The organism is Sphingobium quisquiliarum P25, from assembly GCF_000445065.1.
In the GTDB taxonomy this organism is placed as follows: domain Bacteria; phylum Pseudomonadota; class Alphaproteobacteria; order Sphingomonadales; family Sphingomonadaceae; genus Sphingobium; species Sphingobium quisquiliarum.
The window spans coordinates 44,920-67,661 of the sequence record NZ_ATHO01000101.1; the positions used below are offsets into that span (position 1 = coordinate 44,920).

Below are 22,742 nucleotides of genomic sequence, written 5' to 3' on the forward strand. Positions count from 1 at the left end.
CAAACGGCAATACCAAAAAGCCGTGGCCTACTATTTTCAACCACCTACCAGCCCATCGATCGCAGCCCATCCCGAAGCGCCCAGCGCCTTCACCATCCGGCGATGATCCGCTTTCACACCCCCCAACGCAATCACCGGCATGGATGCCGTCCGCGCCAGTGCAGCAAAGCGCACCGGGCCAAGCGTCCTTGCGCCAGGGTGCGACCGGGTGGCGAACAGAGGCGACAGGAACAGCAGATCGGCCCGCAATCGCTGCGCCCGCTCCACCTCCACCCGGTCATGGGCGGCCATGCTGTGCAGCAGCAGCCTTCTCCCCCCGCTCTGCACCGGCCCGTGCCACCCATCCGCTTTCCAGGCGGCCGCCAGCCCTTCCGTCCCCGCGACGAAAACCAGCAGGCGGCGGCGGCGCGCAATCGCCACCACCTGATCGAAAAGCGAGCGGCGCTGCGCGGATGGCGTGCGGTAATGACGGAAGATTACCCCGGCCCGCCCCTTCGGCAACCCCGCCACCGTCTTCAGGAGCGCATCCACTGGAATCCGCTCATCCGTCATCAGCCAGACCGGCGGCAGATTTTTGCGGTGGCGGCGCGTCATCCCCCTCGCCTATAGCAGCCCCCATGACGACCGAAAGCATCGAAGCGGCCGACAGGCTGAATGCCGTGCGCGAAGCTGTGCAGCGTGCCGCCCGCCTGACGGGCCGCACCGCGGACGACATCAACCTGATCGCGGTCTCGAAGACGCAGGATCCCGCCGCGATCCGCCCCCTGATCACGGCGGGCCAGCGCAGCTTCGGCGAGAATCGCGTGCAGGAAGCGCAGGGCAAATGGCCGCAGTTGCAGGAAGAAGCGCCGTGCATCACCCTGCACCTTGTCGGACAGCTTCAATCCAACAAGGCCGCCGATGCGGTGGCGCTTTTCGACGTCATCCATTCGCTCGATCGCCCTTCCCTGCTCACCGCTCTTGCGCGGGCGATGAATGCGGCGGGCAAGCGGGTGCCCTGCTTCGTCCAGGTCAATATCGGCGCGGAGGCGCAGAAAGGCGGCTGTCCGATCGCGGATACCCCTGCCCTGATCCGCAGCGCGCGCGACGCGGGCATTCCGCTGCTCGGCCTGATGTGCGTGCCGCCCGCCGATGTCGAACCCGCTCCCTATTTCGCCCTGCTGGCCAAGATGGCGCGGGAAGAAGGGCTGGACCGCCTGTCCATGGGCATGTCGGGCGATTTCGAAACCGCGATCATGCTGGGCGCGACCGACATCCGGGTCGGCACGGCGCTGTTCGGGGAAAGGCCCTCCGCCGCCCGCCCGGTCCCGGCGAGCGGCAGGGGAATGATCAGAAACTCCCGCGCAACGTGATGCCGTAGGTGCGTGGTTCGGCGAGATAGGCGGAGATCAACTGGTTCGCCATCGGCGCGCCACGACCGAACTGGCCGATAGTGGAGGTTCCGGGGCTGCTCGACTGGAGCGGACTACTGAACGCGACCTGGGTGTAATCCTGGTTGAAGATATTCTGCCCCCAAAATTCCACCGCCCAGCGCTGCTGCGGTCCCCTGATGCCGACGCGGGCGTTGAACACGGCATAACCGTCCTGCCGCTTTTCCGGGAACAGGTCCGACCCCGTATTGAAGTCGCCGGTCATGCGCCCGTCGACGTAAAATAGGGCCGACAGGCCGCTTGACCCCAGCTCGGGCGTCCAGGATGCACTGACGGTCGTCACCACCTCCGGCGCCTGCGAGTTGATCGATCCGGGCAGCAGGAACAGCGCAGGATCGAGCGGCACGCTGCCATCGGCGCTTCCGACCAGCCGGTTGGCGAACTTCGCCCGCGCATAGGTCAGCCCGCCCGCCAGCCGGACATTGCGCACCGGTGAGGCAGCCAGTTCCAGCTCGACGCCCTGGCTGATCAGGCCCGGCCCCACATCGCCATCGTCGCATGTTCGCGCGGGCGACAATGTCCCGTCGCAACCATTGATATTCTGCACCACGAAGCTGGTGCCGTTGAAGGTATTCAGCTGGAAATTCTTGAACTCCTGCCGGAACGCGGCGATGTTCACGCTCCATTTCGGCTGCGTATATTTGAGGCCGATCTCGAACGCGTCGACCTTTTCTGCGGCGAAGCGCAGGCTGGTCACATCCGCGTTGCTGCGCGGCGCGAAGACCGCCGGAACCTGGTTCAGGCCGGTCGTGCCCAGCTGGAAGCGGTCAAGATTGTAGCCGCCCGCCTTATATCCGCGCGAATAGCTGCCATAGACCAGCATTTCATCGACCGGCTTCCACGACAGGACCGCCGTTCCCGAAAACTCGCCGTCGCTGATCCGGTCATTGAGATCCAGCGCATTGAGGCCCGTGGAGCTGTTGCCCAGGCACCCCAGAGTCAGGATGCCGCCAGCCAGTGCCGACGCATCACCCAGCCCAGCCGCCGCGACCCCCGGCAGGGCCGACCCCTGAAGCGCGGCGCAGGTCGCATTATTATTGTTGAAGTCCGCGGAAAAGCGCTTGCTCTCATGCGTGTAGCGCAGGCCCAGCGTCAGGTCGATCTGTTTAGTCAGGTGGATGATGTTATGGGTGAAAAGCGCCCAATTCTCACTCTTCTGCCGATAAATCGACGCCACGTCGCCAGCACCCGATGGGATCGCCGTCAATGCCCGCAACCCATTGCCGAGGCCAGTCGAGATCGCGCCCGCCTGAGCCGCCGCCACGGGGGCGGAAAGCCCGGCGCCCAGGAAGGCCGCGTTCAACCGTGCATTCAGCAGGCCCTGAAATCCCGTAATGAGCGGCTGCGTCGCCGCGCCGCTGCCGCACGCCGCCAGTTGGGCGGCCGTGAAATTGCTGGTGGCCCCTGCCCCGGCCATCAGACGGCAGGCGGCAAAGCGTCCATAATCCGCGCCGAAAACGATATTGTCCTCCAGCGTCAGCTTCTCATGCGCATAATAGCCGCCGATCAGCCAGTCGAGCACGTCATTGAAGGCGGAACCCTGCGCGCGCAATTCCTGGGTGAAGGTTCGGAACTGGCGATAGGTGTTGGGATCGCGATAGAGCAGGTCCGCGCCGCTATAATCATAATCGCCATAATCCTGGCTCTTATAATCGCGATAGGCGGTGATGCTGGTCAGCTTCACGCCGCCCAGATCATAGTTAACCTCGCCCGACAGGCCCCAATCCTTGACCTTGCTGACATAGTTGCGGCCTTCGGTGATCGTCAGCTCACGGTCATAGGGATCGGAGGGGAAGACGCTGCCCTGCCCCGCCAATATGGCCGCGATGCGGTTGAAGGGCGCTGTTTCATAGCCGCCGCCGGGCAACGGCCGCCGCTCGCGCGTTTCGATATAGGCCGCGCCGCAACAGCTTTCGTCGCGATGCGTGTAATCGCCGATAAGGCGGATGGAGAGCGCGTCCGTCGGTTCGAACAGCGCCTGTCCGCGCAGGAAATAGCGGTCGCGGTCGTTCGTCTCGCCGACCTTGTCGCCGCTGGCGTCGACCAGATCGAAAAAGCCGTCGCGCTTCGACCAGACGCCGTCCAGGCTCAGAGCCAGGCTGTCGGTCACCGGCCCCGTCACCCGCCCGGACAAGCGCCAATAATCATAATTGCCGTATGTGACTTCCGCCTTGGCGCCGAACTTGAACTCGGGCGCGCGGCTGATGACGTTGATCAGGCCCGCCGACGCATTGCGGCCGAACAGGGTGCCCTGCGGACCGCGCAGCACCTCGACCCGTTCGATCTCGCCCAATTCGTTGAGGCCAGCGCCCGTGCGAGAGCGATAGACGCCGTCGATGAACACCGCGACCGAGCTTTCCAGGCCGGGATTGTCGCCGACCGTGCCGATGCCGCGCACGCGGGCCGATGCATTGGCTTCCGATCCGGTGGAGGACACCAGCAGGGATGGGGCGAGCTGGTTGAGCGTGCGGATATCGCTCGCCCCGCTATTCTGCATCGCCTGCGCGCTGACGGCCGACACGGCGATCGGCACGTCCGACAGCGGACTGGCCCGCCGGGTCGCGGTGACGATGATGACGGCGCTGTCATCCTCCACCGCTGCGGGCGCGGCGCTTTCTTCCTGCGCCTGCGCGAATGAAAATGGAGCGGTCAGGGCCGCCAATCCAGCCGAGAGCAGCCAGAGATTCCTATTGTTCATGATGGGGCCCTTTCTCTCCTGAAAAACGCACGGTGTTCCATGTCGTTGACTTTAGGTGCGATTATGCGGCCACAGAGGAGAGAAGGCAAGCGAGCCAAGCTTTTCCGGGTCCCTTCATGCATTTCGCCAACAGGCCGCTGACCCACTGTTGTTAAAGCACAACAGGTTTAGATCAGGTTTCCGTAACGGTCCATCATGCCAGCGGAAAGCGCAACAGGCGGTCGGCCACCGGCACCAGAGCCGTCGCTCCCGGCCCCACGGCACGGCGAATCTCGCCATGGCTGGCGTCAAGGCCGCCGGTCAGCGCGCCCAGAGCTGGCAGGATCAATTTGGACGAGGAACCGACAAAGCAGCGCCGCGACACATGACGGCCGCGCAGCGACAGCCGCAGCTTGGGGTGGAAATGGCCCGAAATTTCCGGCCGTGCATCATTGGGATCGGCTTCATGCCGCAGCCAGATGCCTTCCATTTCCGCTTCGGCGAGCCGTCGCCCGCCCGGAGCGCCGGTCATTCCCGCATCATGATTGCCGGTAATCCACACCCAGTCCACCCGCTCCATCAGCGCCGCCAGACGCTCCCGCGCCTTCCGGGGCAGCCGGGCCGCGCCATCCGCATCGTGGAAGCTGTCGCCCAAGGACCAGACCGATCGCGCACCCGTCCGGTCGACCAGCATGGCGATCAGGTCCAGCGTCGCCTGGCTGTCATGCGGGGGCAGGAACTGACCGAAGCGCCCGAACCAGCTCGCCTTTTCGAAATGCAGGTCCGCCACCAGCAGCGCCGATTTCGCTGGCCAGAACAGCGCGGCTTCGGGCAGCGCCAGAAAGTCGTGACCAGCGAACGAAAGGGGAACCATGACCCGCCTATGCCCCCTCCCGCGCCGTCTTTCAAGAGGGCGGCGGAGCGGCTATGGGCGCGGCATGGCCCGTCCCTTCACCATCGCCGCCCTTTATTGTTTCGCCGCCTTCGACGATCCGCATCGTCTGGCGGGGGACCTGCGCGCGCTCTGCGATACGCTGGATACCTGCGGCACGCTGATCCTCGCGAAGGAAGGGATCAACGGAACGGTCGCGGGAAGCGAGGAGGCGATCTCCGCTCTCGTCGGACATATCCGCGCGCTTCCGGGCTGCGCGGACATGGACGTCAAATATGCGGCAGCGGAGAGCGCCCCCTTCGCGCGCATGAAGGTGAAGGTGAAGCGGGAAATCGTGACCCTGGATGCAGGCGATCTTGATCCGGCCCGCCAGGCGGGGCGGCATCTCGATCCCCATGAATGGAACGAACTGATCGCCGATCCCGGCACGATCGTCATCGACACGCGCAACGCCTATGAAGTGTCCGTCGGCAGCTTCGAAGGCGCGATCGATCCGGGCACCCGGTCCTTCCGCGACTTTCCCGCATGGTTCGACGCCTTTGCCGGAAAGCTGCGCGAAGAAGGCCGCAGCCCGCGCATCGCCATGTTCTGCACCGGCGGCATCCGGTGCGAGAAATCGACGGCGCTGGTCCGCGCACGCGGCTTTGACGAGGTTTACCACCTGCGCGGCGGCATCCTGCGTTATCTGGAGGAGATGCCGGAGGCCGAAAGCCGCTGGCGGGGGGAATGCTACGTCTTTGACGATCGGGTGGCGGTCGGCCATGGCCTCAAGCCCGGCATGCATCGTCTCTGCCGTGCCTGCGGCCTTCCCCATCATGCGGACGAAGACCATCTCTGCCCGGCGGCCAAGCCTGCTTAGGCAGTGAAGCGGTGCAGCGCCGTCCCATGCGCCCTCAGCCAGGCGCGCGCTGGCCGGGGGTCCTCGCCCAATATGCGCTGGTGCGCCGCGTGAAAGGCCGGGCTGTGATCCATATGCAGCAGATGCGCCAGTTCATGGGCGACGGTCGCCCGGCGCACGGCCGCAGGGCACAAGATCAATCGCCAGCTATAGCGAATGCCGCCGCCGGATGAGCAACTGGCCCAGCGGCTGCGCGGATCGCCGATCCCAACCGATGTCACGATCAGGCCATGGTCCTGCGCCATGGCAATCGTCTCAGCCTCCAGCACCGCCCTGGCCCGCGCTTTCAGCCAGCGGAGCACGCGCTGCGGCACCGACTCGGCCGCGCCGCCCAGCATCAGCGAGCCGCCCTCTATCCTGATCGTGCGCGACATTTCCGCGACCCAGCGAATCTGGACATCCCGCCCTTCCAGCGGAAAGATCGCGCCATCATCCAGGACGAGCACCGGCAGCCGCGAAGCCAGTTGGGTGCGGACCCACCCCTCATGCCCCTGCGCCCAGCCGAGCGCGCGTTTCAGGTCGGCGCGAAGCGGCAGGGACAGGCGCAACTCTCCGCGCGTCCGGTCCAGCGACAGGCGATAGGCCCGCGCCCGTGCCGACCGGCGCACGCGCACCGGCACCTTGACGCCATCGACCAGGATCGCGCCGTCAGAGTTCCCGGTCGACAAGATGGTTTTCCCAGTCGCCTGCATCCGCCTCCGCCACCGTCCAGCCGCGCACGGACTGGCCGGCGCGATGCACAGCTTCCCTGTCGCCGCTGATCAGATAATGCCATTCGGGCAGGGGCTGGCCCTCCTCCCGCAGCCGGTAGGCGCAGGTCCTCGGCAGCCAGCTCAACGTCTTGACCTTCTGCGGCGTCAAGCGGACACAGTCGGGGACGAAGCGGCGGCGGTCCTTGTAGCTGGAACACAGCCCGCTGTGGCGGTCGAGCAGCTGGCAGGCGACATTGGTGGGATAGATCCGCCCGCTATCCTCATCCTCGGCCTTGTGCAGACAGCATTTGCCGCAACCATCGCACAGCGCTTCCCATTGCGCGCGGTCGAGCTGGTGGAGAGGCTTTTCCCAAAATTCCAACGGTCACCTGATCCATTTTTCAAGGAAGGCGAACACCTGATCCGGCCCTCCTTCATCCTCGTCCGGCGTGCCGGGGTCGTCCACGGGCACCAGCGCGATGGGTTCACCGCCCGGACCGAATAGATAGGGCGTGCGGCTGTGGCTGACCAGATAGCTGCTCGTCCCCTTCCCTTCTTCCTTGCCGTAGACGACGACGAAATCCTTCGCCACCTTGGCAATGTCTTCCTTGCTGCCGGTAAGGCCGATCAGACGCGGGTGGAAGGCGGCAACATAGGTTTTGAGCACCGCGGGCGTGTCACGCTCTGGATCGAGGCTGATGAGGATAGGCTGCACCTTGGCGGCGCGCGCCGGATCGGCTTTTTCGAACCTGGTGAAGGCCTGCATGATGCGTTGCAGGTCCAGCGGGCAGACGTCGGGGCAATAGGTGTAGCCGAAATAGACCAGCCGGTATTTGCCCTTGAAGTCGTCCCAGCGCACTTTCCCGCCATTCTGGTCGATCAGCGTGAAGGGCGCGCCGATCTTCGCCCCGGCGAGGTCGCCCGGCGCGCTCTGGCTGTTGCTGGAGGCGTCTCCGCCGCCATTGTTGCAGGCGGCCGCAAAGACGCCAAGGGACAGGACGAGCGGGAGAAGCGCTTTGTTCATGGCGCCGCCAGCCATGCCCTGCTATGGCCGCTTTTGCAAACGCAACGGGGCTTTTCAGGACGATGACAGGACGTTTTTTGCTTTCGATGGGTTTGGGCCGGGCCGCTGCTCTGGCGCTGGCCCTGCTTTCGCCAGTCGCGGCCCAGGCGCAGTTTTCCGACAATTATAATTTCCTGAAGGCCGTGAAGGACGCCGATGGCCAGAAGGTGACGGACCTGATCCAGAAGCCCGGCTCGACGGTGATCAACAGCCGCGACGTGACCACTGGCGAAACCGCCCTGCATCTGGTGATCGCGCGGCGCGACGCGACCTGGCTGGGCTTTCTGCTGGGCAAGGGCGCCAATCCCAACATCGCCGACCGGCAGGGCAATACGCCGCTGATGAACGCTGTGCAGGCCCGGTTCGAGGATGGGGTGCGCACATTGCTGGCGCATGGCGCGCAAATCGACAAGACCAATGGCAGCGGGGAAACACCCTTGATCCGCGCGGTGCAATTGCGCGACCTTGGCCTCGTCCGCCTGCTAGTGGCGCAGGGCGCCGACCCGGACCGGCGCGACACTATTGCTGGCATGTCGGCGCTGGATTATGCGAAACGGGACGGCCGCACGCCGGGGCTGGAAGAAGCGCTAAGCGCCGCCAAGAGCAAGGCCGCGCCCAAGGGCCCGGTGCAGGGCCCGGTCTTCTGAACGCTTCTGCTCCGGCCTTCTTCCCCTTGCGCGCCGGTGCCTGTCTCACCATCTTCAAAGCCTATCCGTTGCAGGATGAGGCAAGCGATGGACGGCAAGCACATCGAAATGGAGAAGGCCTGGGAACAGGCGCTCGGCAACATCTTCACACCCTATACCGGCGCTGATCATGATCCGGTGCGCAAGGCGATCAACGGCTTTGCATCGTCACTGGGATCAAGCAGCTACGAGATACGCAGGCATATGGCGCGCACCGCCGCCCGGCAGGGATCGACGGCGCTGGGTCAGTGCCTTGCCGATGAATATTGGGGAAAGCGCCCTTAGCAAGGCGCGCTCACCAGCCTAGCTCGGCCGCATGATCCGGGTCGGCGATCGCGGTCAGCCGCCGCGCAGCGCGCCGGGCGAAGCGGAGCGTTTCCGCCTTGCGCCGCGCTGCCGCCAAGGGTTCGACCGGGGCAGGGCGCAGCAATTCGGCATCATATTGATCCGCCACGATCAATCCGGTCCGGTCCGGCCACAATGCCTGGCTGTCGAAGGGAGACAGATCGAATCCCGAAGGCACGGCCCAGAAGAACCGGTCGCAATAGTCGAAATATTCCGGCCACTTCATATCGCCCAGCAGATCGGACCGGCTGCATTTGATTTCGACGATGGTGATCCGCCCGGCGCCGTCGATCGCCATGATGTCCGCCCGCCGCCCATTGGGAAGGGGCACTTCCATGATCCCGCTCATGTCGTGACGGAAGAACAGGCGCAGCGTGCCCCGCGCCACGGCAAGCGCCGTGCCGTCCGTCAGGGGCGAGCAGTCCCCGCTGGAAAGAGATGCCAATGCGGTCATGCCGCAGTCATAGAACAGTAAGGGAACAAAAGGAAAGGCCGATTTGGGCTATACCCGAACCGGCCTTCTCTCAGCTCCGTGAAAGGAGCGATCAGCGATAGAAGATATGGTTGTCGATCGCCGCCAGCTGGCGCTTGCCCCAGCCCGGCGAAACCCGGCGCGCGTGGAAGAAGAGAGCGCCTTCCGCCTGGCTGTCCCAGCTGTCTTGCATCGCGATCTGGGCGATGGCCACCGCTTCGCGCCAGCTACGGCTGGCGGTCGGGATGGGGGGCATGCCCCGGCCGCGCACGAAGCTGAACTGACCGGGCTGATAGACGACGCCGCACAGGCTGCTGGCAAAGCGGCCCGACTTCGCGCGATTGATGATGACGCGGGCAACGGCAAGCTGCCCTTCCAGGCTTTCGCCCTTCGATTCGAAATAAACTGCACCGGCGAGGCAACGCATGTCGCCATCGAGCGTTTCTGCATCACCCTGGGCGTCGACCAGAGCGGCGAGATTGTCGGCCTTGACATCGGCGCTGCCGGAAAGGGGGGCCAGCGGCTGCGCGACTTCGCGCGGCGCGGCGAAAACGATGGCGGGCTTCGTGGCCACCGGCGGAGCTGCATTCAGCTCTGAAAAAGACTGGGCCGAAGGAACTGCTTCATTGGCGCTCGACATATCGGCCGCAGTGACCGCCGCGCTGGCGGACAAAGCAAATGCCGCGGCAATCGCGGCCTTCAAACGAAAACTCATCACATCTCAAAATCGTGCGGTTCTTGGCCAGGGACGTCGTATTAAACCCTTACTCGCATCGACGTCAGGCCGCCCCCCGTCTGCGTGTTTACCGTGCCCGCCCCCCACGGGCGAAAACGGCAACCTGCGCGTTCAGCGTTGCCGGGGCCAGTGCCTGCCACGGCCAAAAGAGTCAACGATCAGCAGATCGTTTCAGCGGCGAACCGTTCCGCATCCGCGATATCGAGTTCGATAATCCACAGATCGGGGTCTGACCGGCGGCGGCGCGCTATATATTGGGACAGCGCCTCAGGTCCCTCCTGCGGCTCCGGTCCGCAGCGAGTCAGCCGGTATCCTCCTTCCCAGTCGGGAACCCGCTCGAAAAGCCCTGAATCCTGTCCCTTTTCAACGGCCTGGATCAGGATGACGCCGCTGATTTCGTCGCCTTTCACCAGCACGGTGGCAAAGCCTCCAGCAGCGGCGGCGCGGCGCACCAGCACGTTGACCAGTATCGCGCTGGTCAGCCGGTCAGCCTGCATAGCCAGGCAGGGAAGAAAGGGGGAATTGCGACCGCATGAAGGTGCCGGTGCCCCGGCCGACTTCCTCGCCTTCCATGTCGATCAGGCTCGCTTCGGCGACGAAGACTCGCCGCCTGCCGCTGATCCACCGGCCCTCGGCCCGGATTCGGCCAGGCCCGATCGGCCGCGTGAACAGCAGGTTGAACGCGGTGGTCAGCAGGAATCGATCGCTCACCAGACTGTTCGCGGCATAGAAGGCCGCATCGTCCAGCATCTTGAAATAGACCGTCCCATGCACGGCCCCAGCAGCGTGGAACTGGCTTTCGTCCACGTCGAATTCGATGACGGAACGGCCCGCTTCGCTGATCGTCAGTTCGGACCGGAACAGCCTGTTGATCGGCGCGGAGCGGTAGAGATTTTCCAGCGCACGGAAATGCGCCGCCTCGCCGCTGGGAGACGCCGCCGCGTCAGGCCGCGTCACGCGCTTCGCCGCCCGCCAGCAGCGCGTGCAGCGCTTCAGGGGATTGAGCCCCGCGCAGCCGGGCGACATTGCCTTCCTCGCGCAGATATCGGGAAACCCGCGCCAGCGTCTTCAAATGCTCGGCGCCACTGTCCACCGGCGACAGCAGGGCAAAGACGATATCCACCGGCGCATCATCCACCGCATCGAAGGGCATGGCGGGGTTGAGCAAAGCAACGACGCCGCGCATCCGGTCGAGGCCGGGAATCTTCGCATGGGGAATGGCGACTCCGCCGCCAAAGCCGGTCGATCCCAGCTTTTCGCGCTCAAGCAGCGCTTCGGCCACAGCCTGGGATTCCAGGCCATAGGCTGATGCCGCGAGTTGCCCGATCTTCTGGAAAAGCGGCCTCTTGCCATTCACCGAAAGGCCTGTGGCGAGCGCATCAAGCGCGACGATATCGGTGAAATGAACCATGACCAACCCGGAACAGCCGAGCCGCACTCCGTTTCTTCAAATTGCGCGACACTCGGGGATATGAAGCCCGGCCCCATAAGCCGCCGGCCAGCGAAGGTCAACCGGCGGCCAGGGGACGGCCTTAACGTCAGGAACGCGGCTCTACCCAGCCGATCGTCCCGTCCTGACGGCGATAGACCATATTATAGGCCGACGTGCCCGCATTCAGGAACAGCAGCGCATTGGTGTTGCGCAGGTCCAGCATCATCACGGCGTCAGACACGCTGGCTTCGGGAATGTCCACGCGGGTCTCCGCCACGATCAGAGGCGCTTCGGCGGGCTCCTCCTCGTCCGACGACCCGGCGAAAATCGTATATCCCGCTCCATCCACGCCATCGAGGTCATAGCCGTTCGCGCGCTGCGCCTCGGCCGCGACGGCCTGCTGGTGCCGGTCCTTCAACCGGCGCATATAGCGCCTGAGCTGCCGTTCGATCCGTTCGGCCGCCTGGTCGAAGGCGGGGTGCGCTTCCTGCGCTTCTCCCGATCCTTTCAGGATCAGGCCGGTCATGACATGGCAGACGATGTCGCAATGGAAGGCGCCGTGTGGAGCAGGCCGGAACGTGACCTGCGCGGAAATCGTGCGGGCAAAATATTTCTCGGCCATCGCCTCCAGCCGGGTCCAGACATGCTGCTTGAGCGCATCGCCCGTGTCGACCTGATGTCCGGAAACACGAATATCCATATGCCTTCTCCTTATTCTTGCGGGCCGCTGGACAGCGGCCCGGTGGCCGAAACTCAAAGGTTGGGCTTCACGGCCCCGCCTTCAAGCTTCCTCCAGCCAGAGCGGCTTTTCCAGCGTCGCGACGAACGCTGCATGCCGTTCCAGCTCCACCGCGCTCGCCTGAAAAACGCGCGCGGGACGAACAGGGCGAACCGCGACAATCGCCGCAAGTTCCACCTGAACCGTGCCTTTCTCCTCCTGCTGTGCAAGACCAAGGCCGATCTGACGCCCCCCGGTCAGTTCGATGTAAAGCTGGGCGAGCAGTTCGGCATCGAGCAGCGCGCCATGCTTGATCCGATGGCTGCGATCTATGCCATAGCGGCTGCACAGGGCATCCAGGCTGTGCTTCGCGCCGGGATGAAGCTGCCGCGCTATGGCGACGGTGTCGATCATCCGGTGCATGCCTACTTCGGGCAAGCCGCACAGCCTCAATTCATGATTCAGAAAGCCGAAATCAAACCGGGCATTATGCGCGACGAGATGGCTGTCCTCCAGAAAGTCGAGCAGTTCCTCGACTCCGGCCGAAAAGAGCGGCTTGTCCCTCAGAAAGACGTCCGACAGGCCATGCACCGCCTCGGCCGCCGCGGGCATGGAACGTTGCGGATTGTAATAAGCGTGGAAGGTCCGGCCGGTCGGCACGCGGTTGAAAAGTTCGATACAGCCTATTTCCACCAGCCGATCGCCGGACGCCGGGTCAAGGCCGGTCGTTTCGGTATCAAAGATAATCTCGCGCATTGGCCTCTTTAACCGATTCTGGCCGGATCTTCCTTATCGGCCCCTCTTGGCCTCAAGGCAAGCGACCAGGCGCCGCACCTGCGCGCGCGTGGCCGCGAAAGTGGTGCCGGTGTCGATGATATGATCGGCGCGCCGCCGCTTTTCGGCATCGGGCGTCTGCAAATGCAGGATCCGGCGGAATTTCGCCGGAGTCATGCCGGGACGCGAGAGCACGCGCTTGCGCTGCTTCCAGGCAGGGGCGGTGACGACGATCACCCCCGCCACCTTGCGATCATGATGCTTCTCGAAGAGGAGGGGGATGTCCAGCACGACGAAGCTGCGCGCCCGGTGCCGCCGCAGAAAGGCCATGCGCCGCTGCTGCACCGCCGGATGAACGATCGCCTCAAGCGCCTTCAGTTCATGCGGATGACCGAACACGGCCGCGCCCAGCTTCACCCGGTCGACGCCCATGGGACCGGTCGTGCCGGGGAAGCGCGCATCGATCGCGGGAAGCAAGGCGCCACCTGGTCCTTGCAGCCGATGCACTTCGGCATCCGCGTCGAACACCGGCACGCCTTCCCGCCGCAGCATGCGCGCGACGGCCGACTTGCCCATGCCGATCGATCCGGTCAGCCCATAGATCTTCATGGCTCAGGCGGCGAGAAGCAGGGCGCGCAGTTCATCGTCCCGCTCGCGCGGCGCCTGCGCGTCGAAAAATATGTCGAACGCCAGCGCCGCCTGCCCGATCAGCATCTCCAGACCGTCGAGCAGCTTGAACCCATGCTCCCGCGCGTTTTTCAGCAGCGGCGTCTCCAGCGGCGCATAGACGATGTCATAGACCGTCGCTCCAGTGGCCAGGGGCGTCAGGTCGAGTTCCAGCGGCGGCTGTCCGGCCATGCCCAAAGACGTGCTGTTGACCAGCAGGTCAGCGGGCGGAAGCACATCGGCCATGCCGATGACCCGGCCCTTGATTCCCGCACGGTCGAGCAGCGCCTGTCCCTTCGCCGCATCGCGCGCCATGATGGTGATGTCCGGCACGCCAAGGCTGGTGAGCGCGAACAATATGGCGCGCGCGGCCCCGCCAGCCCCCACCAGAACAGCGCTTTCGCCCTTCCACTTGTCGCGCAGCAGCGGCTGGAGGAAACCGCCCGCATCGGTGTTCGTGCCGATCAGCGGCCCGCCGGTCTCGCTGGCGATCGTGTTCATCGCTCCGATCCGCTCGCGAACGCCGCCCGGATCGTCGGTATAATCCATGACGGCGATCTTGTGCGGGATGGTGACATTGCACCCAAGCCAGTCGGGATCGGCCCGCCGCTCCAGAAAATAGGCGGCAAGGCCCTGGCTGGTCACATGCGTCTTGCGATATTCCGCCTCGATGCCCAGGCAGTCGAGCCAGAAATTATGGATGAGCGGCGATTTGCTGTGCGCGATCGGGTCGCCGATCACTTCGGCATAGGGGAGCGTGTCGGTCATGACGGCAGAACGCCCCGTGTGCGCAGAAAGTCAAGCAGCGGCAGCAGCGGCAGGCCCTGGATCGCGAACTGGCTGCCTTCGATCCTGCTGAACAGCTGCGCGCCGGGCCCTTCGATCCGGTAACAGCCCACGCACCAGCGGCACTCATCCCATTCCCGGTCGAGATAGGAGGCGATGAATTCATCGGACAGCGGCCGCACGGTCATGCGCACCCGTTCGACATGCCGCCAGATCGGCTCTCCGTTGAGGACGATGACGGCGGCGCTGTGCAGATGATGCACCTGACCCGACAGCAGCTTCAATATCCGTTCGGCGTCGGCCCGATCGACAGCCTTGTCGATCATGCTTCCGTCCCCCAGGCTCAACGTCTGGTCGCATCCCAGCACCAGCGCCCCGGCGACGCGGCGCGAAACGCGAAGCGCCTTCAACTCCGCCAGTGCATCCGCCAGCGCCCGCGCGTCCAGCCCGTCGGCACGCAGCGCGCCCTTCGCCGCTTCTTCGTCCACGCCGGGCGACAGCGCCTCGAACGGCACCTGCGCCGCTTGCAGCAGGGCCCGGCGGCTCGCGCTTTGGGAAGCCAGCACGATCATATGTCATTTCCTTCCGCCAGCACGCGGTCGTTGAACAGGTTGATGATGGCCGCGGCGGCTTCCTCGATCGACCGGCGGGTCATGTCGATCACCGGCCAGCCATTGTCGGCGAACATGCGGCGGGCAAAGGCCAGCTCCTCCTGCACCTTCTCTATGTCCACATAGCTGGTTTCCGGCGCCTGGTTGAGCGACAGCAGCCGGTTGCGGCGGATCTGCACCAGCCGTTCGGGACTGACGGTAAGGCCGACGACCATGGGATGTTTCAGCGAAAACAGGCTGCGCGGCGGGGGCGATTGCACCACCAGCGGGATATTGGCGGTCTTGTAACCCCTGTTGGCAAGGTAGATGGACGTTGGCGTCTTGGACGCGCGCGACACGCCCGCCAGGACGATGTCGGCCTCCTCCCAATTTTCATGTCCCACGCCGTCATCATGGGCGATGGTGAACTGGATCGCCTCGATCCGTGCGAAATAGGCCTCGTCCAATATATGCTTGCGGCCCGGCCGGTTGCGGGTTTCCTGCCCCAATATGTTGGACAGCGCGTCCGTCACGCTGTCGAGCGCGGCGACATGGGGCAGGCCCAGCGCCCGGCACCGCGTCTCCAGCCGCCGCCGCAACTGGTGATTGGACAGGGTGAAAAGCACCAGGCCCGGATTGGCGGCGATCTCCTCCATGATCCGGTCGAGATGGACATCGGACCGCACCATGGGCCAGAAATGCCGTACCGCCTCCACATTTTCGAATGCGCCGATCGCCGCCTTGGCGATATTTTCCAGCGTTTCGCCGGTGGAGTCCGACAGGAGGTGAAGGTGAATGCGCGACATGGAGCATATCTCTGTGTGGAGGCTGTGGATAAAGCAAGGGATAGGTTGCGGAGCAAATCGCCTCCTTTTCCCTCTCTGCGCTCCGCCTTTTTTTACCCACAGCCCTTCAACAAGCCCGTAATTTCATCCACATGCTGTGAGTAACGGGGACAAGCCCATTGAATCGACCGGGTCGGCCTAGCTCGAAAGAGTCAAGCTGTTGGCAAATCCGGGCGTAGCGCATAAACCCCGCTGCCAAGCGCCCAACTATCTCCATCATCCTTTTAGAATCTAAATAAGAGAGTTTATGACGGGACCAGATGCCGGCCAGTCCGCCGGGCCTTCCAAGCCGCTGCTTTCCGTCCTCAACGGTGAATGCCCCGCCGTGCCGCCCATGTGGCTGATGCGGCAGGCGGGCCGTTACCTGCCCGAATATCGCGCGCTGCGGGCTGAAAAGGGCGGCTTTCTGGAACTGGTCTATGACAGCGCGGCGGCGGCCGAGGTGACCTTGCAGCCGCTGCGCCGCTTCGGCTTTGATGGCGCGATCCTCTTTTCCGACATATTGATCATCCCCTACGCCATGGGCCAGGACCTCTGGTTCGAAGCGGGGGAGGGGCCCCGCCTCGCGCCCACGCTGGACCAGACGGATCTTGCCGCGCTGAAACCCGATTTCAGCCGCTTCGACGCTGTCTATGAAACGGTGCGGCAGGTGAAGGCGGCGCTTGATCCCGCCGTCACCTTCCTTGGCTTTGCGGGCAGCCCCTGGACCATCGCCACCTATATGGTCGCGGGGCAGGGCAGCAAGGATCAGGGCGCGGCGCGGCGGCTCGCCTATAACGGCCCGGAACGCTTCGCCGCCATCATCGACGCCATCGTGGATGCGACCGTCACCTATCTGTCCGGCCAGATCCAGGCGGGGGTCGAAGCGGTGCAGCTGTTCGACAGCTGGGCGGGCAGCCTTGCTCCCTTGCAGTTCGACCGTTGGGTGATCGCACCCAATCGCGCGATCGTGGAACGGTTGAGGCAGCTTCATCCCGGCATTCCGGTGATCGGCTTTCCCAAGGGCGCGGGCGCGAAGCTGGCGGACTATGCGGCGGGGACCGGCGTCGATGCGGTGGGCATCGATGAAACCGTCGATCCGCATTGGGCCAACCGCGTGCTTCCAGCGGGGCTGGCCGTACAGGGTAATCTCGATCCGCTTGCGCTCATCGCGGGCGGACGCGCGGTCGAAGAGGCGGTGGACAATATCCGCGCCGCCTTTGCGGGACGCCCGCACATCTTCAACCTGGGTCATGGAATCCTGCCCGACACGCCGGTTCCGCATGTCGAGGCGTTGATCACCTATCTCCGGCAAGGAAAGGACGGCTGATGCCCTATCTTGGCGCTGCCTATCTGTGGGTGAAGGCCGCCCATGTCATCTTCGTCATCTTCCTGATGGCCGGGCTGTTCATGATGCCGCGCTTCTTCGTCTATCACCATCAATGCCCCGCCGGATCGGACGAAGACCGCAAATGGATCGACAGGGAAAGGCGGCTGCTCAAGATCATCCTCAACCCGTCGCTGATCCTGGTGTGGGTCTTCGGCCTGATGCTGATGGTGGAGATCGGCGCGTGGAACTTCGGCTGGTTCCACCTGAAACTGCTCTTCGTCCTGGGGCTGTCAGCTTATCATGGCTGGATCGCTGGCTATACGAAGAAGCTCGCCAAGGGCCTGCGGCCGATGAGCGAGAAGAAGTTGCGGCTGCTCAACGAGATTCCGGGGATCGCCGCGGCGGTGATCGTCGTCGCGGTGATCGTGAAGCCCTTTTGACAGGCAGCGGCGCTATCATTCAGCCGCCGGGTTGACCGGGATATTGTCGATCAGCCGGGTCCGCCCCAGCTTCGCCGCGCCGAGCAGCCGGGCAGGGCGGTCCAGCACGCGCATCGGCTCCAGCGTCGCCGCGTCGCACAGGCTGACATAATCGATGGGGTCGAATCCATGGGCGGCCAGCGTCGCGATCGCCTTGGCCAGCGCCGCTTCCACCGCCATTCCCTTCTCCATCTGCCGCGCCGCTTCTCCCAGCGCGCGGGGAAGGGCGAGCGCCTCGCGCCGTTCCTCTTCGCTGAGATAGGCGTTGCGCGAAGACAGGGCGAGCCCGTCCTCCGCCCGCTGGGTCGGCACGCCGATGATCTCGACCGGCAGGTCAAGGTCCTGCACCATGCGGCGGATGACGGCGAGCTGCTGATAATCCTTCTCGCCGAACAGCGCCACATCGGGCTGGACCTGGTTGAACAGCTTGGTGACGACAGTGGCGACTCCGTCGAAATGACCGGGGCGCGCCGCTCCATCCAGACCCTCGGTCAGGCCCGACAGGCTGATATTGGTCGCATAGCCCGCCGGATACATGACCTCGACGCCGGGCGCCCACAGCAGGTCAACCCCTGCGGCCTGGAGCATTTGCGCGTCCTTCGCCTCGCGCCGGGGATAGGAATCCAGATCCTCATTCGCTCCGAACTGGCGCGGATTGACGAAGATCGACACGACGACATGCGCCGCATGCCTGCGCGCTTCCTCGACCAGCGCCATATGGCCCTCGTGGAGCGCCCCCATGGTCGGCACGAGCGCGATCCTTCCATCGCTTTTCATCGGTTTGAGAGCGGATCGCAGGGCGGGAATATCACGGAAGATTTGCACGGGACGAGGGGCTCCGATAAGGCATCAGCCAAGGGGATTATCCTTGCTAAGGCATGGCCGGGCAAGGCGGTCAAGAATCATTGCGGCACATGAACGGGGTTATTGAGGTCCGATGGCGAACGCCCAAACGCATCATATCGTCTTCGCCAATGAAAAGGGCGGAACCGGCAAATCGACCACGGCAGTCCATACGGCGATCGCGCTGACGGCGCTGGGGCATCGCGTCGGCATGATCGACCTTGATCCGCGTCAGCGCACCGTGACCCGCTATATGGAAAACCGCGCCGAAACCGCGCGGCGGCGCGGTATCGACCTGCCCGCGCCCGACTTCACGGTGCTGAAGGGCGACAGCATAGAAGCGCTGGAGGAGGAAGCCGCGGCGGTCGCGGAGGGCAAGGATTTCCTGGTCGTGGACACGCCCGGCCGCGACGACCTGTTCGCACGGCACATGGCGGCCCGCGCCCATACGCTGGTGACGCCGATGAACGACAGCTTCGTCGATTTCGACCTGATCGGCCAAGTGGACGCCGAAACCTTCAAGGTCCGCCGCCTGTCCTTCTATTCCGAACTGATCTTCGAAGCGCGCAAGACGCGGGCGAAGGCTGATGGCGTGTCGATCGACTGGGTGGTGCTGCGCAACCGAGTCCAGCATCATGACGCGCGCAACAAGAAGCGGGTGGGCGACGCGCTGATGGAATTGTCGCGCCGTGTCGGCTTCCGCGTGATCCCCGGCCTGTCGGAGCGCGTGATCTTCCGTGAACTTTTCCCGTCGGGCCTGACCCTGCTGGACAAGGGCCATCTGGGCGATCTGGGCGTCAGCCACATCGCCGCGCGGCAGGAACTGCGTGAAATGGTGGCGGGCCTCGCCTTGCCAGCCAGGGAAGAAACCGCGCCTGTCGATCTGCTCGGCGCGGCCTGATGGGGCTGTTCGCCCTGTTGCTTGCCGGGCTTGCGGCCTGGCTCATCTGGACGGGACGGTTGCAACGCATGAGCGCCAAGGATGGCATGGCATTGGGCGTGGCGCTGGTTGGCGCGGTGATGGCGGCCAAGGGAAAGCCCCTGCTGGGCGCCCCCTTGCTGCTGGGCGCGACGCTTTTCTTCTTTGTCGAAGGTCAAAAGGGAAAGGCAAGCCGGACCAGGATCAAGGCGCAGCCCCCTTCCGGCGCGGATGATCTGGCGAAGGCGCGTGCGCTACTGGGCGTTGCGCCCGATGCCGACGCCAACGCAATCCGGGCGGCGCATCGCCGGTTGATCGCGTCCGTTCACCCCGACCGGGGCGGGACGGAGGCACTGGCCGCCCAGCTCAATGCCGCGCGCGACCTGCTGCTTGCCCAGCGCGCTGAACAGGGCAGGGCCTCGCGCCCCTAGGCGGAAGGAGGGGAGGGACCATGGCGCATCGCTTCCATCCCTCGCTGCTGCGCGAATATGACATGCGCGGCGTCTTCGGGGCGACGTTGAGCGCCGCTGACGCCTATGCCCTCGGCCGCAGTTTCGCGACCGTGGTCAGGGATAATGGCGGGTCAAGGATTGCGACCGGTCATGACGGCCGCTTGAGTTCACCGCTGCTTGAATCCGAACTGGTTCGCGGTCTTGCGGATGGCGGCGTGGACGTGCTGCGCATAGGCCTCGGCCCGACTCCAATGCTCTATTATGCCGAAGCGGTGCTGGACGTGGACGGCGGCATTCAGGTAACCGGCAGCCATAATCCCCCCGATCACAATGGCTTCAAGCTGACACTTGCGCATCAGCCCTTTTTTGGGAGCGACATCGCCCGGCTCGGCGGCATCGCCGCAGCGGGAGCGTGGAGCGAAGGCGCGGGCGCGGTCGAAACCGTGGACATCATGGACCGCTATGTGGCGCGCCTTGTGGAAGGGTTCGACGGCCCCGCCTGCCGCATCGGCTGGGACGCAGGCAATGGCGTCGCCGGGCCGGTGATCGAAAAGCTCATCAAACTGCTTCCGGGTGAGCACCACACGCTTTTCACCCAGGTAGACGGCTATTTCCCTCATCATCACCCCGATCCTACGATTGACGCCAATCTGGAGGATCTTCGCACGCTTGTCCTCCAAAATAATCTCGATTTCGGACTGGCTTTCGATGGCGACGGCGACCGCATCGGCGTGATCGATGGGAAAGGACGGCCGATCTGGGGCGATCAGTTGCTGGGCCTGTTCGCGCAGGTCGTGCTCCAGCAAACGCCAGGCGCAACGATCGTCGCGGATGTGAAGGCCAGCCAGGCATTGTTCGACCGCGTGGCCGATCTGGGCGGGCAACCACTGATGTGGAAAAGCGGGCACAGCCTGATCAAATCCAAAATGAAGCAGACCGGCAGTCCGCTGGGCGGGGAGATGACCGGGCATATCTTCTTCGCGGACGATTATTACGGCTTTGACGATGCGCTTTACGCGGCGGTCAGGCTGATCCGTGCCCTCGCCCTGCTTGGCGGCAGCGTCACTGCGCTGCGCGACGCCATGCCAGCGCTGCTCACCACCCCCGAACTGCGCTTTCCGGTGGAAGAGGAGCGCAAGTTCGCGATCATCGCCGAGATAATGAACCGGCTGCACCATGCGGGCGCTGATGTCGACCGGACGGATGGCGCGCGGGTAACGACTCGCGACGGATGGTGGCTGCTGCGCGCCTCCAATACGCAGGCGGAACTGGTCGCGCGAGTCGAGGCGCGGGATCAGGCGGGGCTTGACCGGTTGATGAAGGACGTCGAATCGCAGTTGGAAAAATCCTGTGTTCCCCTCGGGCGCTGATACCGGAACATAAAAAACATCTGTTTTTTTCTCGATGGTTGCTGAACTGACGCTACGGAAAGCATCGGCCTGCGAAGCGATTGCATCAAACGCAACCATAGGCGCATATTTCGCATTTGCGACATTCTACGCTGCGACGCAAAAGGAACGGGCCTTTCAGGCATCCTCTCCTAAAAACTTCCAAGCCGTCCTCCGGGGCGGCTTTTTTTTGCTTCGGCGGCATGGCCGGGAAATGTGCGAACGGGAATTTAACCATGTTCGCGCTAGCGAAACGGCAGAAGCGCGGCGCCTTGCTGCCGCTCGCCAGCGTTACGAAGGAACATCATGCCCCTGCGCCGTCCCATCATTGCCAGCCTGCTAACCCTGGGAGTTTCGCTGGTGCCTGCGCCAGCCTTTGCAGGCGGCTTCTATCTACAGGAACAATCGCCGCTGGAAACTGGCCGCGCCTTGTCCGGCGGAGCCGCGGCGGCGGATGATCCATCGACGGTCTATTTCAATCCTGCGGCCATGACCGCCCTGCCCGGCACGCAGATGTCGATGGGCGGCGTGCTCCTGTCCGTCACCGCGCGCCAGAATAATATCGGCAGCAGCAGAAGCATCCCCGGCAGAGTCAGCGAAGCTGCCGTGGGCGGCAGTTCGGGCGGCAATCCCTTCGCCAGCCTGATCGCCGTCCCCAGCCTTTATGCGACCAGCGCCGTGACGGACCGCCTGTGGCTCGGCCTTGCCGTCACCGCGTCGTTCGGGCTGAAGCTCGATTATGATGCGGATTTCTTCGGACGGTATGATTCCCTGCATACCGACCTCAAAACCTATAATGTTCAGCCTTCCGCCGCCTTCAAGCTGACGGATTCGCTGTCGATCGGGGGCGGCGTGGATGTTCAATATGTTAAGGTCACGCTGACCAACGCGCTGCCCAATCTGTCGCCATTGGCCGCGGACGGGCTGGCGCGGGTGAAGGGGGACGACCTTTCCGTCGGATGGAATGCCGGGCTGTTCTACGATGGCGGCGATACCCGTGTCGGTCTCCACTATCGATCGGGCATGGACCACCGGATAGAGGGGCATTCGACGCTGTCGGGTCTTCAAGGTCCGCTCGCCGCCGTCAACGGCACCTCGGATGCGACCGCGCCCCTTCATCTGCCCGATATCGCGACGGTCAGCATCATGCACCGGCTGACGCCGCGCGCACGGGCGATGCTGACGGCCCGCTGGTACAACTGGTCGGTGTTCAAGGATATCGCGATCACCTCCGGCACGGGCACGTCCGTCAAGGAAGTGCGTTATCGCGACAGCTACAGCGTCAGCGTGGGCGGCGAATATGATGTGAGTCCCGCCTTCACCTTACGCGCGGGCGCGATGTTCGATCGCACCCCGACCAATCCGCAATATCTCACCACGCGGGTGCCCGATGGCGACCGGGCGTGGCTGTCGGGCGGGGCGACGTGGAATATGTCGCCCTCGCTCGCGCTCAACCTCAGCTATGCTCATAATTTCATCGAGACCGTGACGATCCTGCGCCCCGACCATTTCTATTCGGGCGCTGCGGCCGTGACGGCCACGACGCGCTCGCGGGCCAGCGGCAATGCCGACCAGCTTGCCGCATCGCTGACGGCACGGTTTTAACCCGCGCGATAAATCACTATAGGGGCTTCATCATCCTGGAGCCCC

Annotated in this window: 28 protein-coding genes; 10 read left to right on the forward strand and 18 right to left on the reverse strand. The window is 64.3% G+C overall.

Translation table 11 applies throughout. The annotated features are described in order from the left end of the window. Window positions 1–36: 36 nt before the first annotated feature. Window positions 37–594 carry a thiamine phosphate synthase gene (locus L288_RS33255; RefSeq protein ID WP_021238557.1) on the reverse strand — a complete coding sequence of 186 codons (558 nt, stop codon included), beginning with the start codon at window positions 592–594 and terminating at the stop codon, window positions 37–39. Window positions 595–617: 23 nt separating this feature from the next. Here L288_RS33255 and L288_RS33260 point away from each other — a divergent pair, with 23 nt between their 5' ends. Further along, window positions 618–1,352 (forward strand): YggS family pyridoxal phosphate-dependent enzyme, encoded by a 735-nt coding sequence (locus tag L288_RS33260; RefSeq protein WP_021238558.1) that lies wholly within the window; start codon window positions 618–620, stop codon window positions 1,350–1,352. On the opposite strand, the gene L288_RS33265 is transcribed toward L288_RS33260, so the two are convergent. Together L288_RS33265 and pdeM are read right to left on the reverse strand one after the other, a co-directional pair. Beyond that, the gene (locus L288_RS33265) at window positions 1,330–4,128 is read right to left on the reverse strand and encodes a TonB-dependent receptor (RefSeq protein ID WP_021238559.1); all 2,799 of its coding nucleotides are present in this window, start codon (window positions 4,126–4,128) and stop codon (window positions 1,330–1,332) included. The genes L288_RS33260 and L288_RS33265 overlap by 23 nt on opposite strands. Window positions 4,129–4,321: 193 nt before the next feature. Continuing rightward, window positions 4,322–4,981, reverse strand: coding sequence for a ligase-associated DNA damage response endonuclease PdeM (gene pdeM / locus L288_RS33270; protein ID WP_021238560.1), 660 nt, complete (start codon window positions 4,979–4,981; stop codon window positions 4,322–4,324). Window positions 4,982–5,045: 64 nt separating this feature from the next. Here pdeM and trhO point away from each other — a divergent pair, with 64 nt between their 5' ends. After that, window positions 5,046–5,858 carry an oxygen-dependent tRNA uridine(34) hydroxylase TrhO gene (trhO, locus tag L288_RS33275; RefSeq protein ID WP_021238561.1) on the forward strand — a complete coding sequence of 271 codons (813 nt, stop codon included), beginning with the start codon at window positions 5,046–5,048 and terminating at the stop codon, window positions 5,856–5,858. Here trhO and L288_RS33280 read toward each other — a convergent pair. Genes L288_RS33280 through L288_RS33290 form a run of 3 tightly spaced genes read right to left on the reverse strand, consistent with a single transcriptional unit; the run spans window position 5,855 to window position 7,628 of the window. Further along, the gene (locus L288_RS33280) at window positions 5,855–6,565 is read right to left on the reverse strand and encodes a M48 family metallopeptidase (protein WP_021238562.1); all 711 of its coding nucleotides are present in this window, start codon (window positions 6,563–6,565) and stop codon (window positions 5,855–5,857) included. The genes trhO and L288_RS33280 overlap by 4 nt on opposite strands. Then, window positions 6,546–6,971 carry a YcgN family cysteine cluster protein gene (locus L288_RS33285; protein ID WP_021238563.1) on the reverse strand — a complete coding sequence of 142 codons (426 nt, stop codon included), beginning with the start codon at window positions 6,969–6,971 and terminating at the stop codon, window positions 6,546–6,548. Before L288_RS33285 ends, L288_RS33280 begins: the two co-directional genes overlap by 20 nt. A 3-nt stretch (window positions 6,972–6,974) precedes the next feature. After that, the gene (locus L288_RS33290) at window positions 6,975–7,628 is read right to left on the reverse strand and encodes an SCO family protein (RefSeq protein WP_021238564.1); all 654 of its coding nucleotides are present in this window, start codon (window positions 7,626–7,628) and stop codon (window positions 6,975–6,977) included. A gap of 71 nt (window positions 7,629–7,699) precedes the next feature. Here L288_RS33290 and L288_RS33295 point away from each other — a divergent pair, with 71 nt between their 5' ends. Both L288_RS33295 and L288_RS33300 read left to right on the forward strand, forming a co-directional pair. After that, on the forward strand, window positions 7,700–8,299 hold the full coding sequence (locus L288_RS33295; protein WP_021238565.1) for an ankyrin repeat domain-containing protein: 600 nt from the start codon (window positions 7,700–7,702) through the stop codon (window positions 8,297–8,299). 87 nt (window positions 8,300–8,386) lie between these two features. After that, window positions 8,387–8,623 (forward strand): hypothetical protein, encoded by a 237-nt coding sequence (locus L288_RS33300; RefSeq protein WP_021238566.1) that lies wholly within the window; start codon window positions 8,387–8,389, stop codon window positions 8,621–8,623. Window positions 8,624–8,633: 10 nt separating this feature from the next. On the opposite strand, the gene L288_RS33305 is transcribed toward L288_RS33300, so the two are convergent. The 11 genes from L288_RS33305 to L288_RS33355 form a co-directional block, all read right to left on the reverse strand. Continuing rightward, on the reverse strand, window positions 8,634–9,137 hold the full coding sequence (locus L288_RS33305; protein WP_030539055.1) for an MmcB family DNA repair protein: 504 nt from the start codon (window positions 9,135–9,137) through the stop codon (window positions 8,634–8,636). Between the two features lie 91 nt (window positions 9,138–9,228). Then, window positions 9,229–9,870: a cell wall hydrolase gene (locus L288_RS33310; protein ID WP_031304456.1), complete on the reverse strand. Its 642-nt coding sequence runs from the start codon at window positions 9,868–9,870 to the stop codon at window positions 9,229–9,231. Window positions 9,871–10,049: 179 nt separating this feature from the next. After that, complete coding sequence (locus tag L288_RS33315; protein WP_021238569.1) at window positions 10,050–10,388, reverse strand: DUF1491 family protein; 339 nt, start codon at window positions 10,386–10,388, stop codon at window positions 10,050–10,052. After that, window positions 10,378–10,917 carry a PaaI family thioesterase gene (locus L288_RS33320; RefSeq protein WP_051209654.1) on the reverse strand — a complete coding sequence of 180 codons (540 nt, stop codon included), beginning with the start codon at window positions 10,915–10,917 and terminating at the stop codon, window positions 10,378–10,380. The genes L288_RS33315 and L288_RS33320 overlap by 11 nt, the downstream gene beginning before the upstream one ends. Next, on the reverse strand, window positions 10,835–11,302 hold the full coding sequence (locus L288_RS33325) for a PTS sugar transporter subunit IIA (RefSeq protein ID WP_021238571.1): 468 nt from the start codon (window positions 11,300–11,302) through the stop codon (window positions 10,835–10,837). Before L288_RS33325 ends, L288_RS33320 begins: the two co-directional genes overlap by 83 nt. 127 nt (window positions 11,303–11,429) lie before the next feature. Beyond that, window positions 11,430–12,023: a ribosome hibernation-promoting factor, HPF/YfiA family gene (hpf, locus tag L288_RS33330; RefSeq protein ID WP_021238572.1), complete on the reverse strand. Its 594-nt coding sequence runs from the start codon at window positions 12,021–12,023 to the stop codon at window positions 11,430–11,432. Window positions 12,024–12,104: 81 nt separating this feature from the next. Next, entirely contained in the window at window positions 12,105–12,797 is a 693-nt protein-coding gene (gene dnaQ, locus L288_RS33335; protein WP_021238573.1) for a DNA polymerase III subunit epsilon, read from the reverse strand. Between the two features lie 33 nt (window positions 12,798–12,830). Continuing rightward, a complete protein-coding gene (coaE, locus tag L288_RS33340) occupies window positions 12,831–13,424 on the reverse strand; it encodes a dephospho-CoA kinase (RefSeq protein WP_021238574.1) in 594 nt (197 codons plus the stop codon). A gap of 3 nt (window positions 13,425–13,427) precedes the next feature. Continuing rightward, window positions 13,428–14,249 (reverse strand): shikimate dehydrogenase, encoded by an 822-nt coding sequence (gene aroE / locus L288_RS33345; protein ID WP_021238575.1) that lies wholly within the window; start codon window positions 14,247–14,249, stop codon window positions 13,428–13,430. Then, window positions 14,246–14,839, reverse strand: coding sequence for a Maf family protein (locus tag L288_RS33350; RefSeq protein ID WP_021238576.1), 594 nt, complete (start codon window positions 14,837–14,839; stop codon window positions 14,246–14,248). Before L288_RS33350 ends, aroE begins: the two co-directional genes overlap by 4 nt. Next, entirely contained in the window at window positions 14,836–15,663 is an 828-nt protein-coding gene (locus tag L288_RS33355; RefSeq protein ID WP_021238577.1) for a pyruvate, water dikinase regulatory protein, read from the reverse strand. Before L288_RS33355 ends, L288_RS33350 begins: the two co-directional genes overlap by 4 nt. 286 nt (window positions 15,664–15,949) lie before the next feature. On the opposite strand from L288_RS33355, the gene hemE reads away from it, so the two are divergent. Further along, window positions 15,950–17,011 carry a uroporphyrinogen decarboxylase gene (hemE, locus tag L288_RS33360; RefSeq protein WP_021238578.1) on the forward strand — a complete coding sequence of 354 codons (1,062 nt, stop codon included), beginning with the start codon at window positions 15,950–15,952 and terminating at the stop codon, window positions 17,009–17,011. Further along, complete coding sequence (locus L288_RS33365) at window positions 17,011–17,451, forward strand: CopD family protein (RefSeq protein WP_021238579.1); 441 nt, start codon at window positions 17,011–17,013, stop codon at window positions 17,449–17,451. Before hemE ends, L288_RS33365 begins: the two co-directional genes overlap by 1 nt. Window positions 17,452–17,466: 15 nt before the next feature. Here the strand turns inward: L288_RS33365 and panC are convergent, their stop codons facing one another. Next, complete coding sequence (gene panC / locus L288_RS33370) at window positions 17,467–18,315, reverse strand: pantoate--beta-alanine ligase (RefSeq protein ID WP_030539063.1); 849 nt, start codon at window positions 18,313–18,315, stop codon at window positions 17,467–17,469. Window positions 18,316–18,427: 112 nt separating this feature from the next. On the opposite strand from panC, the gene L288_RS33375 reads away from it, so the two are divergent. From L288_RS33375 to L288_RS33390, 4 genes are all read left to right on the forward strand, one after another. Continuing rightward, window positions 18,428–19,234, forward strand: a complete 807-nt coding sequence (locus L288_RS33375) for a division plane positioning ATPase MipZ (RefSeq protein ID WP_021238581.1) — start codon at window positions 18,428–18,430, stop codon at window positions 19,232–19,234. Further along, window positions 19,234–19,683 (forward strand): J domain-containing protein, encoded by a 450-nt coding sequence (locus L288_RS33380; RefSeq protein WP_021238582.1) that lies wholly within the window; start codon window positions 19,234–19,236, stop codon window positions 19,681–19,683. Before L288_RS33375 ends, L288_RS33380 begins: the two co-directional genes overlap by 1 nt. A gap of 20 nt (window positions 19,684–19,703) precedes the next feature. Beyond that, window positions 19,704–21,074 (forward strand): phosphoglucomutase/phosphomannomutase PgmG, encoded by a 1,371-nt coding sequence (gene pgmG, locus L288_RS33385; protein ID WP_021238583.1) that lies wholly within the window; start codon window positions 19,704–19,706, stop codon window positions 21,072–21,074. 324 nt (window positions 21,075–21,398) lie between these two features. Beyond that, a complete protein-coding gene (locus L288_RS33390) occupies window positions 21,399–22,697 on the forward strand; it encodes an OmpP1/FadL family transporter (protein WP_021238584.1) in 1,299 nt (432 codons plus the stop codon). Window positions 22,698–22,742 lie beyond the last annotated feature (45 nt).

Excerpts from the sequence above, each read along its gene's own strand:
- dnaQ (WP_021238573.1), bottom strand. The coding sequence starts at position 12,797 with ATGCGCGAGATTATCTTTGATACCGAAACGACCGGCCTTGACCCGGCG.
- L288_RS33380 (WP_021238582.1), top strand. The coding sequence starts at position 19,234 with ATGGGGCTGTTCGCCCTGTTGCTTGCCGGGCTTGCGGCCTGGCTCATC.
- L288_RS33325 (WP_021238571.1), bottom strand. The coding sequence starts at position 11,302 with ATGGTTCATTTCACCGATATCGTCGCGCTTGATGCGCTCGCCACAGGC.
- L288_RS33320 (WP_051209654.1), bottom strand. The coding sequence starts at position 10,917 with ATGTCGCCCGGCTGCGCGGGGCTCAATCCCCTGAAGCGCTGCACGCGC.
- L288_RS33315 (WP_021238569.1), bottom strand. The coding sequence starts at position 10,388 with ATGCAGGCTGACCGGCTGACCAGCGCGATACTGGTCAACGTGCTGGTG.
- L288_RS33295 (WP_021238565.1), top strand. The coding sequence starts at position 7,700 with ATGGGTTTGGGCCGGGCCGCTGCTCTGGCGCTGGCCCTGCTTTCGCCA.
- pdeM (WP_021238560.1), bottom strand. The coding sequence starts at position 4,981 with ATGGTTCCCCTTTCGTTCGCTGGTCACGACTTTCTGGCGCTGCCCGAA.
- pgmG (WP_021238583.1), top strand. The coding sequence starts at position 19,704 with ATGGCGCATCGCTTCCATCCCTCGCTGCTGCGCGAATATGACATGCGC.
- hemE (WP_021238578.1), top strand. The coding sequence starts at position 15,950 with ATGACGGGACCAGATGCCGGCCAGTCCGCCGGGCCTTCCAAGCCGCTG.
- L288_RS33365 (WP_021238579.1), top strand. The coding sequence starts at position 17,011 with ATGCCCTATCTTGGCGCTGCCTATCTGTGGGTGAAGGCCGCCCATGTC.
- L288_RS33255 (WP_021238557.1), bottom strand. The coding sequence starts at position 594 with ATGACGCGCCGCCACCGCAAAAATCTGCCGCCGGTCTGGCTGATGACG.
- L288_RS33260 (WP_021238558.1), top strand. The coding sequence starts at position 618 with ATGACGACCGAAAGCATCGAAGCGGCCGACAGGCTGAATGCCGTGCGC.
- coaE (WP_021238574.1), bottom strand. The coding sequence starts at position 13,424 with ATGAAGATCTATGGGCTGACCGGATCGATCGGCATGGGCAAGTCGGCC.
- L288_RS33300 (WP_021238566.1), top strand. The coding sequence starts at position 8,387 with ATGGACGGCAAGCACATCGAAATGGAGAAGGCCTGGGAACAGGCGCTC.
- L288_RS33265 (WP_021238559.1), bottom strand. The coding sequence starts at position 4,128 with ATGAACAATAGGAATCTCTGGCTGCTCTCGGCTGGATTGGCGGCCCTG.
- hpf (WP_021238572.1), bottom strand. The coding sequence starts at position 12,023 with ATGGATATTCGTGTTTCCGGACATCAGGTCGACACGGGCGATGCGCTC.
- aroE (WP_021238575.1), bottom strand. The coding sequence starts at position 14,249 with ATGACCGACACGCTCCCCTATGCCGAAGTGATCGGCGACCCGATCGCG.
- L288_RS33390 (WP_021238584.1), top strand. The coding sequence starts at position 21,399 with ATGCCCCTGCGCCGTCCCATCATTGCCAGCCTGCTAACCCTGGGAGTT.
- L288_RS33355 (WP_021238577.1), bottom strand. The coding sequence starts at position 15,663 with ATGTCGCGCATTCACCTTCACCTCCTGTCGGACTCCACCGGCGAAACG.
- trhO (WP_021238561.1), top strand. The coding sequence starts at position 5,046 with ATGGCCCGTCCCTTCACCATCGCCGCCCTTTATTGTTTCGCCGCCTTC.
- L288_RS33305 (WP_030539055.1), bottom strand. The coding sequence starts at position 9,137 with ATGACCGCATTGGCATCTCTTTCCAGCGGGGACTGCTCGCCCCTGACG.
- L288_RS33290 (WP_021238564.1), bottom strand. The coding sequence starts at position 7,628 with ATGGCTGGCGGCGCCATGAACAAAGCGCTTCTCCCGCTCGTCCTGTCC.
- L288_RS33375 (WP_021238581.1), top strand. The coding sequence starts at position 18,428 with ATGGCGAACGCCCAAACGCATCATATCGTCTTCGCCAATGAAAAGGGC.
- L288_RS33350 (WP_021238576.1), bottom strand. The coding sequence starts at position 14,839 with ATGATCGTGCTGGCTTCCCAAAGCGCGAGCCGCCGGGCCCTGCTGCAA.
- L288_RS33310 (WP_031304456.1), bottom strand. The coding sequence starts at position 9,870 with ATGAGTTTTCGTTTGAAGGCCGCGATTGCCGCGGCATTTGCTTTGTCC.